Origin of the sequence: Streptomyces sp. NPDC047453 (assembly GCF_040643155.1) — a bacterium.
Classification (GTDB): domain Bacteria; phylum Actinomycetota; class Actinomycetes; order Streptomycetales; family Streptomycetaceae; genus Streptomyces.
The window spans coordinates 1-17,182 of the sequence record NZ_JBEYTS010000052.1; the positions used below are offsets into that span (position 1 = coordinate 1).

The 17,182-nt window shown below is 68.8% G+C and carries 11 protein-coding genes and 3 pseudogenes; 7 read left to right on the forward strand and 7 right to left on the reverse strand.

Translation table 11 applies throughout. The annotated features are described in order from the left end of the window. Window positions 1-178: 178 nt before the first annotated feature. Window positions 179-313, forward strand: a pseudogene (locus tag ABZ818_RS31140) (IS630 family transposase); the annotation flags it as partial. A 71-nt stretch (window positions 314-384) separates the two neighbouring features. Here the strand turns inward: ABZ818_RS31140 and ABZ818_RS31145 are convergent. From ABZ818_RS31145 to ABZ818_RS31175, 7 genes are all read right to left on the reverse strand, one after another. Then, window positions 385-819: a VOC family protein gene (locus ABZ818_RS31145; RefSeq protein ID WP_361421935.1), complete on the reverse strand. Its 435-nt coding sequence runs from the start codon at window positions 817-819 to the stop codon at window positions 385-387. A gap of 291 nt (window positions 820-1,110) precedes the next feature. Next, complete coding sequence (locus tag ABZ818_RS31150) at window positions 1,111-1,368, reverse strand: hypothetical protein (RefSeq protein WP_361421938.1); 258 nt, start codon at window positions 1,366-1,368, stop codon at window positions 1,111-1,113. A gap of 568 nt (window positions 1,369-1,936) precedes the next feature. Then, window positions 1,937-3,217 carry a M14 family metallocarboxypeptidase gene (locus ABZ818_RS31155; RefSeq protein WP_361421941.1) on the reverse strand — a complete coding sequence of 427 codons (1,281 nt, stop codon included), beginning with the start codon at window positions 3,215-3,217 and terminating at the stop codon, window positions 1,937-1,939. Further along, window positions 3,217-5,283, reverse strand: a complete 2,067-nt coding sequence (locus tag ABZ818_RS31160; RefSeq protein ID WP_361421944.1) for a Xaa-Pro dipeptidyl-peptidase — start codon at window positions 5,281-5,283, stop codon at window positions 3,217-3,219. The genes ABZ818_RS31155 and ABZ818_RS31160 overlap by 1 nt, the downstream gene beginning before the upstream one ends. Before the next feature lie 433 nt (window positions 5,284-5,716). Then, entirely contained in the window at window positions 5,717-6,772 is a 1,056-nt protein-coding gene (locus tag ABZ818_RS31165) for an NAD(P)-dependent alcohol dehydrogenase (protein ID WP_361421947.1), read from the reverse strand. A 429-nt stretch (window positions 6,773-7,201) separates the two neighbouring features. Then, complete coding sequence (locus ABZ818_RS31170; protein WP_361421949.1) at window positions 7,202-7,891, reverse strand: TetR/AcrR family transcriptional regulator C-terminal domain-containing protein; 690 nt, start codon at window positions 7,889-7,891, stop codon at window positions 7,202-7,204. A gap of 249 nt (window positions 7,892-8,140) precedes the next feature. After that, window positions 8,141-8,632, reverse strand: coding sequence for a MarR family transcriptional regulator (locus ABZ818_RS31175; protein WP_361421952.1), 492 nt, complete (start codon window positions 8,630-8,632; stop codon window positions 8,141-8,143). Between the two features lie 109 nt (window positions 8,633-8,741). Here ABZ818_RS31175 and ABZ818_RS31180 point away from each other — a divergent pair, with 109 nt between their 5' ends. The 6 genes and pseudogenes from ABZ818_RS31180 (at window position 8,742) to ABZ818_RS31205 (ending at window position 17,180) form a co-directional block, all read left to right on the forward strand. Continuing rightward, complete coding sequence (locus ABZ818_RS31180) at window positions 8,742-9,155, forward strand: organic hydroperoxide resistance protein (protein WP_361421955.1); 414 nt, start codon at window positions 8,742-8,744, stop codon at window positions 9,153-9,155. Between the two features lie 58 nt (window positions 9,156-9,213). Further along, a pseudogene (locus ABZ818_RS31185) lies at window positions 9,214-9,355 on the forward strand (IS5/IS1182 family transposase); the annotation flags it as partial. Between the two features lie 275 nt (window positions 9,356-9,630). Beyond that, a complete protein-coding gene (locus tag ABZ818_RS31190; RefSeq protein WP_361421958.1) occupies window positions 9,631-10,386 on the forward strand; it encodes a GntR family transcriptional regulator in 756 nt (251 codons plus the stop codon). Between the two features lie 389 nt (window positions 10,387-10,775). Next, window positions 10,776-11,882, forward strand: a pseudogene (locus ABZ818_RS31195) (alkaline phosphatase family protein); the annotation flags it as partial. A gap of 212 nt (window positions 11,883-12,094) precedes the next feature. Next, window positions 12,095-15,826: a carbohydrate-binding protein gene (locus ABZ818_RS31200; RefSeq protein WP_361421961.1), complete on the forward strand. Its 3,732-nt coding sequence runs from the start codon at window positions 12,095-12,097 to the stop codon at window positions 15,824-15,826. A 292-nt stretch (window positions 15,827-16,118) separates the two neighbouring features. Further along, window positions 16,119-17,180 (forward strand): GNAT family N-acetyltransferase, encoded by a 1,062-nt coding sequence (locus ABZ818_RS31205; RefSeq protein WP_361421964.1) that lies wholly within the window; start codon window positions 16,119-16,121, stop codon window positions 17,178-17,180. Window positions 17,181-17,182: the final 2 nt, after the last annotated feature.

Genomic DNA, 17,182 nt, shown 5'->3' on the forward strand with positions numbered 1-17,182 from the left:
ACCCCGGTCAGCTACCTCGCCGGACTTCACTTACGCGGCGCGGTCATCTGGCTCCGCAGCCTCACATGAAGATCTCAACTCGGCACAGACCCTAGTGCTGTGACCGCATAGGTTCGCCGGGCTGGTGGTCGTGGCGGCTGGACGGGGATTGAGGTCCGACCCGACCGCTGGAGATGTGGTGGCCGAGCCTGTCCGCGTGCGCGGACTGACCGACCAGGAGGGGCAGAAGCTGCAGCAGATCGTGCGCCGGGGCAGTACGAGTTCGGTGCGCTACCGGCGCGCGATGAGGCTGCCGGCCTCGGCGGGTGGGAATCCGATGCGAAAGCCGCCGCCGGCCGGACCACCAAGGGAGACGGCTCCCCACCTCGCCCTCTTGGAGGATGCTCAGTCGAGACAGAACTCGTTGCCCTCGATGTCCTGCATCACGATGCACGACTCATTGTCGTCATCGGCAGGCAGCAGTCGCACGCGTACCGCGCCGAGCGCGACCAGCCGTGCGCACTCGGCCTCGAGCGTGGCGAGGCGCTCTTCACCCACGAGCCCGGTGCCGACCCGCACGTCAAGATGCAGCCGATTCTTGACGACCTTGCCTTCGGGAACGCGCTGGAAGTACAGCCGCGGGCCCACGCCTGAGGGATCACTGCAGGCGAACGCAGAACCCTGCCGCTCAGGCGGCAGAGAGCGATCGAAATCTTCCCACGTGGCAAACCCCTCCGGTGGCGGCGGTACGACGTACCCCAACACCTCGCACCAAAAGCGAGCGACGCGCTCAGGTTCCGCGCAGTCGAAGGTGACTTGGAACTTCTTGATCGGTGACATCGGCGCACCATAGCAGGGGGACTCTGTTGGCTTATTTCCCGGTGTGGATCCGCATGTTGCCCGCCCTCCCGGACCAGACCGCGGCCCTCGCCGCGTTTCCCGATGGCAGCCTGAACAGCCGATATCACGAGTTCGAATTCAGCAGCGTGGACGTAGTTTCCACGCGCACGGGCAGAGGAGAGCAGGTGCAACCAAATTGAACCGGCCCCCGGCACGCCTTCGAAGGGACGCGCCGGGGGCCGGCCGGATCGCCGGCACCTCTATCGGCGGGCGCCGGCGGAGCTTGCGGGGTCAGCGGCGGCAGTCCCGGTGGGCGGGGTGCCCGACGCGGGTCCAGGTGGCGTGCGAGTGGTGGTGCCGGTCCCGGTATCCCGGGTGCCGCAGGCGTGTCCAGTGGCCCGCCGCCTCCATGCCGTGGCGCGACACCGTCGTCGCCTGGTGGTGTTGCGGCGTGGCCGATGCGGTGCCGACCGTGCCGACAACCGCGCCCGCGGCCAGGGCCACCGTCGCTGCCCCCAGGGCCGCAGCTCTCTTCAACCCGTTGATCATGTTCAGACCTTTCCCTACGAGTCGGGGCTGACGCCCCGCCATTCCCCGGACCGGTTCGGTCGGGGACCCACTGATCGTCCACCTTGTGACACCCCCAAATACTGAAAAAACGCTGCCTGTCATGAAATGCAAATGGATTTCTCACTCGTTTCAAATATTCATATACATGCGCCAGGTGTAGTGCGTCATGAGCCGACTCCATGGCGATCAGCGTGCGCCCGTGCGCGTGCGGGAGTGGTTGCGCCGGCCGGCCAGGTCTGCGAGGGCGAGGGACCAACTCGGTTGGATGATCAACGAGTTAGGGGCCTGCTGGGCGCTCGCCTCTCGGTCCTGCGGCTGCCGGCCGAATTGCCGCTGCCCTTGCTGCGGGTGCCGCGCGTGCTCGGCGTCGACGCGAACGGGTCGACGTGCTTCGGCGGCGCCGGGGTCACCGTGGCGTGGGGTTGCGCCCGGGAGGCGGCCCGGCTGGTGCTCGGTGGCCGGGCCGCCTCGGTCTATTCGAGCGGGTCCCTGTCCTCGTCGTGCGCCCGCAGGGCAGGCACGACGCGGACCCGGCTGCGGTGGGACGTCAGCACTTGTCCACGGGCGTGCCCGCCACGAGTTCGTACTGCGCACGCGCGTCGAGCAGTAGAGGCACCAGCGCGCGCATCGACTGCCGCAGCGGCACGAACGCGCCGTCGCCCTCGGGCCGCACCGTCACGCCGTGCAGGGCGAGTTCGTCCTTGACGTCGGCGTACTGGGCTGCGGTGAGCCGGTAGCCGCAGGGCGCCTTGTCCAGTACCTCGGACGGCTGTGCGGGCTCGTTGTCCGCGCCGCCGAGGTAGACCGGGCCGCGGTCGCTGTAGCCCGCCGCCCTGGCGGAGTGGGTGGCCGACACGATCTGGCCGTGCCGCTCCCTGGTGTAGTCGAACAGGCCGCCGAGAGCGGAGAGGTGGGATTGCACGCGACGACGGTGGTTCAGCGCCGGGTCGGCCTTCTCGGCGTCACTGAGCGCGTCGACGCGGCTTTCGATGAGCAGGCCGACGGAGTGCTTGACCCCCGACATATTACGCAGGATGCGTTCCTGTCCGTCACCGGCGGTCTGCTTGAGGGGCTCATCGGTGACCGGGTCGGTCCAGATGCCGTACGTGCCGGTCGAGTACCCGGCACCGTTCGCGGCCGGCCGTACATACGAACCCGACAGGGCTTCGGCCGTCTCGTGCACCTTGGGGTCGGTGTTGAGATTGCGCGGCCACAGGTCGAAGAGGTCCTTGTCGTAGTACTTGGGTGTGGCGCCGTACTCGTGCAGGTCGTAGACGACGTCGGGCTTCTGGTCGCGGATCACGGCGGCCATGGCCCGCCCTTCGGCGGTCTGCAGGGCAAGGTGGTCGCGGTTGATGTCGACGCCGTCGGAGTTGCCCCGGGTGTTGGCGGCGCGGCCGTCCGGGTTGGCGGTGGGCACGACGAGGAGGTTGCTGTGGGCGAGCCAGTTGCGGGTCCGTGCGTCCTGCGCGAAGGAGAGGTCGCGGATGGTGGTCAGACAGGCCTCGCGCCCGGAGGGCTCGTTGCCGTGCTGGGAACAGACCAGCAACACCGTTTCGGCGGTGCGGTGTTCGCCGATTCGTACGAGCTGGAGCGGGCGCCCCTGCTTGGTGGTGCCGATTTGGGACATGGACATCCGGTCGCTGGCCTTGTCGACGGCGGCGAGGAAGTCCTGCTCCTCGGGCTGGGTCGTCCAGCGCGCACCGCCGGAGGTTTCGAATCCGGTACGGAGCGGGGAGTCGGCGGCCTGCGCGGGCGCTGTCACCAGAGGTGCGGCAAGTGCGGCCGTCGCGATGGCCAGGGCGAGGGTGCGGCTACGCGGTGTCATCAGAGACTACCTCCCGGGATGCGGCGGGCCGGGCGTGGCGGGGCCACGCCCTCGGAACGGGACGCGTGGGGGGTGACAGACGCGGACGGCACGGAGGTGCCCCCTGCTCGAGCGGAGCCGAGAGCTTGGGGGACCTCGGTGGCGCGTACGAAGGCTTCGGCGCCGCCGACGAACGGCACCCGGGCCGAGGTACGGGCCAGGTCGAGGGTGAGGGTCGGGGTGCTGGACGGCGGGTCGATGAGGTCCTGGTCGGTGCCGGCGACGATCAGGGCGAGGCGGTGTCCGGCCGGGACGACGTGGTCGCTCGCCGCGAGGGACAGGGTGATCGTGTAGGGCTTGCCGGGGGTGAGGGGCCTGCCCTTTCCGGGGTCGGCGTAGCTGCCGAGGTCGGCCCAGCCGCGGCTGAAGACGGTGTGGTTGACGTCGGTGGTCTTCGTCTTGGTCTCCTTGAAGCAGGAGTTGTCGCCGCTGGTGCTCGCGCCCCAGCAGGTCCGGTCGGTGAGGGTGGTGATGCCTTCGCCGGAGCCCGCGTAGTCGCGGATGGTGGCGGGTCCGAGGTCGACGAGGACGGCCGACAGGTGAGCGGTCGTGGTCGTGGGCGTCGCGGTCACGGTCACCGTGGACGAGTCGGACAGGCGCAGGTCGTGGGCGAGCGGCGGCGTCACGAATCCGGCCTTGGCGGCGGTCCGTTGGTCGATCCCGGCGGCCCAGTCGTCCTCGCTCAGCTTCGGGTCGTCGGTGAACGTCTCGGTGGCGCCTGCGGGGGCGCGGTGCAGGCCGAGGGTGCCGACGCCCGGTGTGCTGCCGTTGCCGGGGCGCAGGGTGGTCGCGGCGGTGGAGCGGGGCGGCCAGACACGGTCGGTGGACCAGTGGTCCGGGGTGCGCTCGATGTCGGCCATGGGTTCGCGGTCGACGCCGTTGTCGTAGCCGAGGAGTTCATGGTCGAACCAGCGGTGCAGGGTGCGGACCCACTCGGCGCGCCGGAAGTCGAAGGGGTCGACATGGCCGGTCTGCGACAGCCAGATCTTGCGCTCGACGCCTGCCTTCGCGAGGGCGTCCCACCACTGTCCGAAGTGCTTGGTGCGCACGTTCAGGTCCTGCATGCCGTGGATGACGAAGACGCTGGCCTTCACCTTGTGAGCGTCCTTGACGTAGTCGCGCTCGTTCCACAGCCGGGTCCAGTCGCCGGTGCGAGGCGCCTCGTCGACCAGGCGCTTCTGCACGGCGGCGCAGCGGGCGCGGGCGGCCGGGCTCTCCACGTAGTCGGACAGCCACTCGGGTCCTGAGTCGTAGAGCGGGGCACCCTGCGCGAAGTAGTAGTCGTACCAGGAGGAGATGCCGCCGATCGGGACGATCGTCTTGAGGCCCTTGACGCCGGTGGCGGCGACGCCGTTGGCGATGGTGCCGTCGTAGCTCTTGCCGATCATTCCGGTGGCGCCATTGGTCCAGGAGGCGCGGACGCGGTCGCCGCCGGTGCGGGTGGCGTAGCCGTGGGCGCGGCCGCCGAGCCAGTCGACGACGGCCTTCGCGGACTGGATGTCGGAGCGGCCGCCGACGTCGACGCAGCCGTCGGAACGGTTCGTGCCGGCCAGGTCCACGGCGACGAAGGCGTAGCCGCGGGGCACGAAGTAGTTGTCGTAGAAGAGCGGGAACTGGACCGGGTTGCCGTGCGCGTCGTAGGTCTTCCTCTGGCTTTCGTTGCCGCGCCCGCAGCAGGAGTAGTAGGGGCTCGCGTCCATGATCACGGGAATCTTGCGGCCCTGGGCGGCGGATTCGCGGGGGCGGACGATGTCGACGGCGACGCGGTCGGTGCGGCCGTCGCCGTCACCGTCGAGCCCGGTGTCGACCCAGACGGTTTCGCGGATCGCGTCGGCGTACGAGTAGACGGGCCGGCTCTCGCGCGGAGTCGCGGCAGCGGCCGCTGCGACTCGCTCGGTGCCGGGGGCGCTGTGTGCGGCACCCGGGAACAGGAACACGGTCATTAAGGTGGCGGTGGCCACGGACGCCAGTGAGCTGCCTCTGAGGCGCGTGCGGCGGGCAAATATCGGCATGCGGGGAAGGTACATCGGTCAACTGCTGTGCAAAAGAGGGCAATGTGCGATTGCGAAAGGTTCGTGGGGTGGATTTACACATGTCGGCCGAATGGCGATCGTGTGACATGTGCGGCCATGGACACGCCAGCGACGACCGAGGCTGCATGGAGTCAAGGGACCACGTGTGCCTATGACTTGAAGCGTCCGGGCACCGCCGACTCATGGCGCCGAGCGCGCTCGCGGCCTGCTTCCTGCCGGCGATCCCGGCGTCGGCCGCCGACTGCTCGCCACCCCGCTGACGGCGCCGAGTTCCCTGACGTCTCACGCCCGAGGAGATAGCGAACGCAGCGCCCCGGCTGGATGGCGGGGGCGCTGCGAGGTCAGGTGCACATCTTGCCTGTTCCCCAAACGCAAGGCTCAACGTCGGGTTTGGCGAAACGGATACGCACCCCGGGTACTGCCCGGTTCAGTTGTCGAAGGTGACGACCGCGCGGCCGTGGAGGGTGCCGTCGTGCAGTGCCTTGTACGCTTCCTCGACCTTGGCGAAGGGGAAGATGTCGACGTTGTTCTGGATGCGTCCGGTTTCGGCGAGCGTCATCACCTCTTGGACGTCGGCGATGCTGCTGCCCTGGAAGTTGAAGATTTCGCCGTCGCGGGGCAGTCCGCCGTACCAGGGGGTTTGGAGGCGGCCCATGGCAGCACCGATGAGGCCGTAGGCGCCTGCGGGGCGGACGGCGGCGGTGCCGGTGGCGATGGTGGCGTCCACGCCGACGAAGTCCAGCACGGCGTCCGCTCCGTACCCGTCCGTGAGCGCGCGGATCTGATCGGCAGTCTGCTCGTTGGTGCCAACGAGCGTGTCGTGCGCGCCCAGCTCATGGGCCAGCTTCAGACGGGCCTGGTCGGTGTCGACGGCGATCACGTTGGCGCCGGTGAGTAGGCGAAGATACTGCACCGCGAATGCGCCGAGGCCGCCCGCGCCGATGACGACGGCGGTGCCGCCAGGACGGATGCGCGGCACCGCGCGACGCACCGCGTGGTAGGAGGTGGCGCCGGCGTCGGTGAGCGGGCCCGCGGTGCGCGGGTCGAGGCCGTGCAGCGGCAGCAGTGCGCGCAGGTCGTCGACGAGGACGTATTCGGCGAGGCCGCCGTCACGGCCGAAGCCGCGTCCGGCGGGGGCGTTGGGGCAGTTGTTGTCCTGGCCGCGGACGCAGAAGGAGCAGGTGCCGCAGGAGGCGGGGGAGACCAGTGCCACCGCGTCCCCGGGGGTGAAGCCGGTGACGCCCGGGCCGAGTTCGGCGATGTAGCCAGCGGTCTCGTGGCCGAGGGTGAAGGGCATGTTCCAGCCCATGGCGCGGCCGGTTTCGGCGGGCATGCCCAGCATGGTGAAGTCGGAGTGGCACAGCCCGCATCCGGCCACCTTGACCAGGACCTGGCCCGGCCCCGGTGTCGGTACGGGGACCTCGACGACTTCGGCGGGGTGTTCCCATTCAGGGATGCGGTACGCCAGCATGGTGCGGCTCATGGCGGTAACCGTCCTTATTCGTTGCTATTCGTTGCTGTATGCATCGATTCGGTCGTAGCTGACGTTTCCGCAAGTAGGACCCGGTGTTGGAGGTGAGGAATACGGTGTGGCGGGGCCCCGCCATCGGAGGTATAGCGCCCTTTCGCGGGACGCCCCGGATGCCTTCGGCCCGGTGTCACGGGTTCGTTCAGTGGCGGGGGCTGCCGGCTTTACTGGAAGAGGGTGCCGGTCTTCTCGCCGATGGCCTGTTTGCGGCGGAAGTAGTCGTTGATGACGACGCGGTACAGGTCGGTTTCGGGGCAGGCTCAGTTGTGCATGAGTTCGCAGCCGAACGCGAGGGGGCGTGATGGGCTGCGCGCCCCACTGAACCGCCTTACGGCAGGCGGCGACGCAGCGAACCGCGGGCATCCAGCCGACGGTGTGCGGGGATCATTGGCCGCCGGCCTTGCCGGTGTGCTGCTTCTCCAGCCCGTCAAGGAGGGCGTGGAGGCCGAGTTCGAAGGTCCCGTCGGGGGCGGCGGCGTAGCCGGTCGCCGCGGGGGTCTCCAGGCGGGCGCGCAGGCGCGGGTAGCGCATCGCGATCTCTTGGGCTTGGGTCATGGCGGCCTGCACCTGCTCTTCCGCGGTGGTGCTGCCGTCGCCGAGTTTGCGGGTGAGTGCAGCGGTCGCGGCGGTGCCGGCGGCGTTGCCGAGGACGTAGGTGAAGACGGCGGCCGCGGCCTGGTCGGCCTGGGTGGCGGTGAAGCCCGCGGTCTCGTAGACGGCGAGATGGTGGTCGTCGTGGCGGGCTTTGCCCTCGCCGTAGACGACGTGGGCAGCGAGGACCTGCACCAGCCAGGGGTGCCTGGTGAACATCGCGTACAGGTCGGTGGCCATGGTGGTGGCTGCGGTGCGCCAGTCGACCGTTGCCAGGTCGGGTAGTTCGAGCTCGCTCCAGACCTGGTCGGTGGCGAGCAGTACGAGGTTGTCCTTGTTCTTGACGTGCCAGTACACGGCGGTAGCAGCGGAGTTGAGCCGTTTGCCCAGGGCGCGCATGTTCAGGCCTTCGAGGCCGTCCGTGTCCAGATGCTCGATTGCGGCATGGACGATCTGGTCGCGGGTGAGGGTGTTGCGTGCCATGTCCTCAACGGTACGCACCGTCTTGCACTAAGTTCAACTTGTCGGCTGCGTCCTCGGCGGACTCCATGGCTCGGAGCATGTGGAGTGCGAAGCCTGTGAGGCCGGGCAGTTGGCCGGCACCGACAGCGTCAATCCATGGCAGGGCGCCTGGGGGCGCGAGGCGGTCGGTGGGGATCTCGCCGAAGTCGCGCACGTGCTGGGCGGCGGCATCCACACGCCTCCGGCCCCACCCCGCGTTTCCGGCAGCTGTCACCCGCAGTCGGGAGCCTCCTCCAGGGCCGCCGCGTCGAGCGCCATGGTGAGCCGGTCGAGGCGGGTGCGCAGCTCGCGGATCTCGTCGACGGTGAAGCCGGTCGCCGTGCCGATCCGGTGCGGCACCCGGAGCGCCCGCTCGCGCAGTGCCGCGCCCTCCTCGGTGAGCCGCACCTCGACCGACCGCTCGTCGCGCGCGCTGCGCTCCCGATGCACCAGGCCGGCCGCCTCGAGCCGCTTGAGCAGCGGGGACAGGGTGCCGGAGTCCAGCCGCAGATGTTCCCCGAGCCGCTTCACGGGCGTGTCGCCGTGCTCCCAGAGCACCAGCATCACCAGATATTGCGGGTAGGTCAGCCCGAGCTCCTTGAGGACCACGCGGTAGACGCCGTTGAAGGCACGCGAGGCGGCGTGCAGCGAGAAGCAGATCTGGCGGTCCAGACGCAGCCACTCCTCGTTCGGCGGGGCGCTGGGCGGAACCTCGGTAGTCATACGGCCAGGATAACCGGACACCGCGCCATTTGATTGTGCACAACTCAATTGTGTGCTCTACTTACGTCGGCAACCGATACTCGTATCGCTTCGAGAGGACTTGGTCCCCATGGACACGCTCTACACCGCCGTCGCCACCGCCACTCACGGCCGGGACGGCCGCGCCGTCAGCTCCGACGGCAAGCTCGACCTGCAGCTGGCCATCCCGGTGGAGATGGGCGGCAACGGGCAGGGCACCAACCCCGAGCAGCTGTTCGCCGCGGGGTACGCCGCCTGCTTCGCCAGCGCCCTCGGCGTGGTCGGCCGGCAGGCGAAGGTGGATGTCAGTGATGCCGCGGTCACCGGTGAGGTCGGCATCGGCAAGCAGGGCGAGGGTTTCGCGCTCGCCGTCACCCTCCGCGTCGAACTGCCCGACAGCATCGACAAGGCCACCGGCCGCAAGCTGGTCGAGCAGGCCCACCAGGTCTGCCCGTACTCCAACGCCACCCGCGGCAACATCCCGGTGGACCTCGTCGTCGAGTAAGAGGCCCTGACAAAGGCGTTGGACGTGTCGGTGGGTGATCAGTCACGTGACGAGGTCGAGGAAGGCCTTGCCTCTCTCCCTCGGCATCTCCGCCGCGAACACCCACGACAGCCAGGGGCTGGAGCCGCTTGTGCGGGGGTATCCCGCCCATTCGCTCCCGGCGCGGACCCCGGCGGCGACGACCGACCAAACTCCACGGAGGCGGAGCATTTCCTGGCTTTCGCCGGCGTCGCCGCCGCCCTGATCTGTCCCATGCATTCCGCGGTCCGCTGTGTGACGTAGTCCTGGCCGCGCTGGTCATACCTCATGCGGACGTCGTCGATGCCGATGGCAGGAACAGCCGAAACGGCCCGCCGGACAAACGGACGGACCGTCACGAAACATCGAATTTAAAGAAAGGTTAAAGACCAGAATCGCCCTGCTAGCCTTCCCCACGCGAAACGTCAATCCCGCTTTCGACAAGGAACGTGCCTCCATGATGCCCACCGGTTCGGTCTCGGGAAAGGAACACGGGGCCATCGCGGCGGACATCGAGCGGCGCATAGCCGACGGGGTCTACCTCGCCGGGCAGAGGCTGCCCAGCGAGCAGGCCCTTGCGGAGGAGTACGCCACAACCCGGGCCCGGGTCCGCACCGCTCTGGCGTCCCTGGCCCGTCGAGGTGTGCTGGTGTCGCGGCCCAACTCGGGTTGGCTCGTTCAAGTCGGGCATCAGACGCAGACAGTGGGGGAGATGCGCTCGTTCTCGCAGTGGGCCGCGGAGCACGGGCGTGAATTCGGCGGGCGGATTGTGCGCCGCGAGCGCGGTGGCGCGACTGCGCGGGAGGCCCGTCTGCTCGGCATCGGGCTGGGCGAGGAGATCCTGCGTTTCGCCCGGGTGCGCACGCTCGACGGTCGTGCAGTCATGGTCGAACGGTCGACGTGGGCGCCGTGGGTGCTACCGCTGATCGACGCGCTTCCCGACGACGTGCCTTCCCTCTTCGGCGCGCTGGACTTCGCCGGCGTTCGAGCCGTGCTCGGAGACCACCGGATCGAGGCGGTCGCGGCCTCCAGTGAGGATGCCCGGCTGTTGAACCTTCGGCGATCCAGCCCGTTGTTGCAGGTCAGCCGCACTACCGCGACCTGCGACGGGCAGATGGTCGAAGTCGCGGTCGATCGCTACGTGTCTGATTTGATGGCTGTCGACGTTCGGGCCGGGGACGTCGCGCGGACGTTGCTGTCTCCGCGCGAGTGAGCGCACAAGGCGCCGGACGCGGCCCACTGCGCGCAGTCGGCGATCGAATCCGCCCGCTTGAGCACCGAATCCACTGGTCGTGACATGTTCATTGGGCATTAATCCACGGCGCTTCCGATCAGAACTGCATTCACCAGTCAGTTCATGCGTATCAGGAGCGTCCGATGGCCACCGACCCCGAGCTTTCTCAGTCTGATAACTCGCAGCAGGAAGTCATTGTCCCCGACTCGATCCTGCGATTGGGACTCTCGCGGCGAGGCATGCTCAAGGCCATGGGCCTTTTCGGCGGCGCGACCGCGCTCGTCGGTGGCGGCGCTCTCGGCCTGACGGCCACCGGCGGACGCGGGAAGCCGGCAGCCTACGTCCTGCCCGAGGGCTTCACCGGCACGATGGCCGACCTCAAGCACGTGGTGATCCTGATGCAGGAGAACCGTTCCTTCGATCACTACTACGGGGCGATGCCCGGGCTCCGCGGCTTCAACGACAAGCAGGCACTGCGGTTCCAGAACGGCACCACCGTCTTCTCACAGCCCAGCGGCTCGAGCACGGTCAAGCCGAAACACGTCACGACCGTTGCCCAATCGACGACCGGCCTCGCCCACGACTACGGCACGGGCGCCTCGGCATGGAACGGCGGCCGGTACGACAACTGGGTGCCGGCCAAGGGCAGCGCGACCATGAACTACCTCACCGGCGACGAGATCCCGTGGCAGTGGTCGCTGGCCAGCAACTACACCGTGTGCGACAACTACCACTGCTCGCTCATGGGGCCGACCACGCCCAACCGGCTCTACCTGTGGACCGGCACGTCCAACGGCGTCACCGGCAACGGCGGCGAGACCTCCGGCAACCGAGCCTGGCAGACCTACCCCGAGGCGCTCCAGGCGGCCGGTGTCTCGTGGCGCGTCTACGTCGACAACAACAACGGCGACGGATGGCGGGGCGATTACCAGGACAACCCGATCCGCGGCTTCGCCACCTTCACCCCGAGTGCGGCGAACCTCGCCGACACCACCAAGACCGCTCCCGGCACCGGCCTGGTGTGGCGCGCCAACTCCTTCCCGTACGCTCCCGACGGCCTGCCCGACAACGACAGCGACACCAACCTCAATGGCGTCCTGCGTGACTTCATCGCTGCCTGCGCCCCCGACGCCGAGTTCCCGCTGCCGCAGGTCTCCTGGATCGTCTCGCCGTACAGGTGGTCCGAGCACCCCTCCGCCAACCCGGAGCACGGCGCTCACTACACGAGCCGTGTGATCCAGGCCCTGCAGAGCAACCCGGACATCTGGAACCACACCCTGCTCATCCTGAACTTCGACGAGAACGACGGCTACTTCGACCACGTCCTGCCGCCGTTCCCGGAGCCGGGAACAGCCAACGAGTACTCCGGCGGCACCCCGCTCGGCTACGGCGCCCGCGTCCCGATGATTCTGATCTCGCCGTGGACCCGTGGCGGCTGGGTCAACTCCGAGGTCATGGACCACACCTCGATCATCCGCTTCCTCGAAGTGTGGACCACCTCGATGGGCACCCCGGCGCTGAGCACCATGATCTCGCCGTGGCGGCGCACCATCAGTGGCGACCTGACCAGCGCAATCGACTTCTCCCGTCCGGTCCTTGACGCCCCGTCGCTGCCGGACACCGCCGCCCTGGTCGCGATCGCCCGAGCCGGCGGCACGATCGCGACGCAGGTGCCTGCCGAGGACCAGTGGAGCGACTACCCGCCGCTGCGCCCGCGTCCGCTGACTTCACCAACGCGGGCAAGCACTTCATGGGCTGGAGCCTCACCCCGAACGGTGCACTGGCCTACACCGACCAGGACAGCGTCAAGAACCTCACCTCCACTGACAACGGCAACGTCACCCTTTACGCCCAGTGGGCGCCGGCAGGCACTTTTCAGGTGACCGAGACCGGCGACAGCCACGTCAAGGTGAGCTCATCCTCCGACTCGACCGGGGGCTGGGTGGCCCCCGGCTCGAAGGTCACACTGACCGCCACCCCTGCGACGGGCTACTCCTCCACCTGGCAGGCCGACTCCCCGGCCGACCTGACGATCGCGGATGACGGCACCTTCACGATGCCCTCGCAGAACGTCGTCATCAAGGCGGTCTCATCGGCCAACAAGTACACGGTCGTCTTCGATGGCAACGGCGCCACCGGCGGGGCCACCGCCACACAGCCGTTCACCTATGACCGGTCCGCCGCGCTGACCGCGAACGGCTTCAAGCACGACGGTCACGGTTTCCTCGGCTGGGCGACCAGCCCGACCGGTAAGCCGGCCTACACCGACGGCCAGAACGTCACCAACCTGACCGCGACCGCCGACGAAAAGGTCACCCTGTACGCAGTCTGGGGTCGCTACCGCGCGGCCGGCGACACCGTCGCGCCGGTGGCCTCCTACGACTTCGACGCCGACAAGAACGGTGCGGTCAGCGACGGCTCCGGCCAGGGCAACAACGCCGTATGGAAGGGCACCCCCGCCTACGCGAAGGGCCTCTCGGGCCGCGCTGCCCACGTCAGCGCCGGAACCAACTTCCTCCAACTGCCGAAGGTGGCCGGCCAGACGGACGGCTCGGGCAGCTTCTCGTTCTCCACGTGGTGGGGCGAGTACGGCGCGACCTCCGACTCCCCGCTGGTGAGCAATCAGAACTTCGGCTCGTGCTCCAACGCCGGCGTCTCGCTGCACCACCTCTCCGGCACGTCGACGACCCGGGCCTGCTGGGGCCAGCCGACCGGCAGCACGCGCCAGTACTCGGAGACGAACCCGACCGCGTTGAAGGGCAAGTGGCACTACCTCACCGTGGTGGTCGACCGTAGCGCGCAGAAGATGAGCTACTACGTCGACGGTGCGCTGTTCACCACCTCCTCCGCCTCCCAGATCACCTCGGCGACCAACTTCAACTCGGGCCTTCCGTTCACGATCGGCCAGGACGGCACGGGCACCTACACCGCCTCCGTCGACGCCCTGGTCGACCACTTCGACTTCTACAACCAGCCGCTCACGGCGGCCCAGGTCGCCAACGACTACAACGCCACCAAGCCCGCCGACGCCGCGCTGCCGGACGAGTCGACGGTCGACGTGCCGACCACCCCCGTCGCCACCGTGCCCGAGGGCTTCGTCACCGACACCTTCCACGCCCCGCAGGCCCGAGTGAACGCCGCGGTCTCGCAGTCGGTGGCCGGCCTGTGGAACGGCAACGCCGTCACCTCGTACAAGAAGACCAGCGGTGACTCCTGGCTCAGCGTCGATGCTCACGGGGTCGTGAGCGGTACCGCGCCGAGCACAGCGCCCCAGCACCCGGGCACGATCACCGTGCAGGCCACCGACGGGACCACGACCTCCCAGGTCACCGTCGAGGTTCCGGTCATCGCCGCCGATGACGCCCCACAGGTCGCTGCCGCGACCTGGAACCTCTGGGACGCCGGCAAGCATGTGGACGACTCGCTGCTGAAGAACCTCACCGTCATCGCCAACAACGGCCTCGACGTCATCGGCGTCCAGGAGGACGGCGGAACCGGCGCGCACCAGCTCGCGAAGGCACTCGGCTGGTACGACTACGAGGGCGCAGGCGGTCTCGGCATCGTTTCGGCCTGGCCCATCTCTTCGACCGGGGTTGTCGCCGCGACCGACTCGGCCCCCGCCGTCGGTGTGACCGTCAACGTGGGCGGCCGGAACGTCCGGGTGTGGAATGCTGCTCTCGACGAGACTGCCTACGGGCCGGAGCAGGCTTGCGCCAAGGCCGGAACCGACGGGTCGGCCGTTGTCGCCGCGGAGAAGGCGAGCACCCGCTACGCCCAGGCTCAGACCATCGCCGCCGCGATCAAGCCCGAGGTCGACTCGGCCGAGACCACGCCCGTGGTGTTCCTCGGCGACCTCGCCTCCCCGTCGGCCGCCGACTGGACCGAGGCCACCGCTGCCAAGCACTGCAACGTCGGCGCCGTCCATTGGCCGGTGCCCGACGCCATCACGGGCACGGGCCTGACGGACGCCTTCCGCAAGGCCCACCCCGATCCGGCGGCCGATCCCGGGAACACCTGGTCGCCCATCGTGACGACCAACCCGACGACCGGCGCCGCCGAGCCGCACGACCGGATCGACTACGTCGACTACGCCGGCAGCGACCTCCATATGCTCGGCTCCAACACCCTCGTCGCCGGCTGGCCGTCGGACACCGATGGCAACGCCAACGCCTGGACCAGCGACCACACCGCGGTCGTGACCACCTTCACGCTCGGCACCCCGCTTCCGTCTGCCCCGGCCCCGACCGTCACCGTGGGCAAGGACGCGCTGGTCTACCAGGCCGGCCACGGGCCGGCCGACGACGCGGCCCTGCGCAGCGCCATCGGCGTCATGTCCGACTCCGCCGGCGCGACCATCACCGTCGACTCCAGTGACGTCGACTACGGCACGGCGGGCTACTACACCGTGCTGGTCACCGCGAAGAAGGACGGCTACGTCTCCGACCCGGTCGCGGTGACCGTGCACGTGGTGCCAGTCGTCAAGATCACGCTGATCAAGGACTCCGTCTCCCTCGCCGGCCCCGGCATGACCCGAGCGGAGGTGCTCGACGGTCTCGGCGGGAGGCTCAACGCCCCTGGCTCGATCGACGTCGACCTCTCCCATGTCAACACGTCCATGCCCGGCAGCTACCCGGTGACGGTGACCGGGACCGACGACTACGGGTTCACCGCGACGAAGCAGGCAACGGTCGTGATCATGCCGGTCGTCCCGAAGATGGCCACGACCGCCCCGGCGGCGCAGTACGGGACGGCGGCCACGGTGACGGTAACGGTCAGTGCCCCCGGCCTGCCCGTCACCGGCACCGTCACCCTCAACGAGGGGGCTACCCCGCGCGGCAAGGCCACCCTGACCAACGGCAGGGCGACGTTCACCCTGCCGATCGGGCTGGCCGTCGGAAGCCACGTGATGCTCGCGTCCTACTCGGGCAGCGATCTGCTCACACCGGAAGCCCAGACCCTGACCGTCACGGTGGGCCTGCCCCAGGCATGGAGCGCCTCGACGTCGTACAAGACCGGCGACAAGGTCGGCTACCAGGGCAAGATGTACATGGCCTCTTGGAGCACGCAGAACCAGAACCCAGGGGACCCGCAAGGCCCGTGGCAGGAGATCGCCATGACGGAGGACGGGACCGCCATCTGGACGGCCTCGCGGATCTTCAACGCGGGCGACGTGGCCGTCTACCAAGGCAAGTCCTTCAAGGCGGACTGGCGCACCCGGAATGAGGCCCCCGGTGACCCGACCGGTTCGTGGGAGGAGCAGGCGCCCCCCGGACCGAACGGAATCGCGGCCTGGACCCCGACCACGATCTACAACTCCGGCGACCGGGTCACCTATCAGGGCAGCATCTACCAGGCCCAGTGGTACACCCGCAACCAAACCCCGGGTACCCCGAACGGGCCCTGGAAGAAGATGGGCTAGCACCGCGGCAGGCCATGTTTTGAGTGCGGGCCGGAAGTCCTCGTACTGGACGTACTTGGGCTTTCGGTCGGTGCGGCGATGGGGGGGACGCCGCCCGCGCGAGCGAAGCCGAGCGTGGGAGGCGTAGTTGTAGACGGTGCGCGCGTACTTGTCGTACAGCTCTGCGGAGACTGCGTCCGCGGCATCAGACGCTACGAAACCGTCGCCCGTCAACTGGACACCCCCGCTGGCTACATCGCCACCCCCGTAGGCTTTTCTCCCGTTGGCTGAGGGGAGTTGCAGAGTGGCTCGGTTGCATGGACCTGTTGTGCGCACCCAGCGGCTGGTGATGGAGCCGATCCGCCGCGAGGACAGCAACGATCTGTTCGAAGCTGTGGTCAGTCAGGACAGTGTGATGCGGTGGCTGGCGACCGGCCGGGCGGACAGCCGGTCCGCAGCCGAGGCCATGTGTGACGATCACGTCGCGCATTGGGCCAGGAACGGCTACGGCGACTTCGCGGTCAGGGACGCGACAAGCAATGCCTTCCTCGGACGGGTGGGACTGCGCAATCGGGCCGGGTACGGGGTCGACCTCGGCTTCGCCATCCATCCGCGGGCACAGGGCCGCGGTATCGCGGCGGAGGCAGGCCGTGCCTGCCTGGACCTGGCATTTCGCCGGCTCAAGCTCCCGGCCGTCTTCGCGTTCGTCCTGCCTGGCAACATGGCCTCGATCGCGGTGCTGCGCCGCCTGGGTGCCCAGGAGGCCGGGACCGTCCGGTCCAGTGGCCTGCACTGTGTGCGGTACCGGTTCGATCCCACCGTGTACCCGGCCGCGGAAGCGCCCGCGGTGCAGGGCAGTGATTCTGACCTCCGACTGCACTACGCGCCCGGCCCCGGCGACCGGGAGGACACCGCCGCACTCTGCGATGGTCGGCCCGACCCCTTCGGGATCAACGGGCTCGGTCTGGTCTGGTCGGACAAGGAACACACGCTCACGGCTTTCCGTGACAGCCGACTGGTGGCTTCCACGGGGTTGCTGGTACGGGAGATGGCATTCGACGGGGCACCGCGTCGCGTCGCTGGGCTGGGCAGTGTGCTGGTGCACCCTGCTCATCGGAGCCGGGGCATCGCCAGGACCATGATCAGCGTCGCGATCGAACACGCACGGGAGGCCGGGGCCGAAACGGTGATGCTGCTCTGCCGCCCGGAGCTGGTTCCGCTCTGCACGCAACTCGGATGGCGCCACGTGTTTGTGCCGGTCACCTTCCGACAGCCTGCCGGCCCCCGACCCTGCCCGCTGAGCACCATGACGTACGACCTGGCCGACCTGCCCCAGCCCACCGTCAGCGTGGACCTCCAGGGCCTGCCCTTCTGACG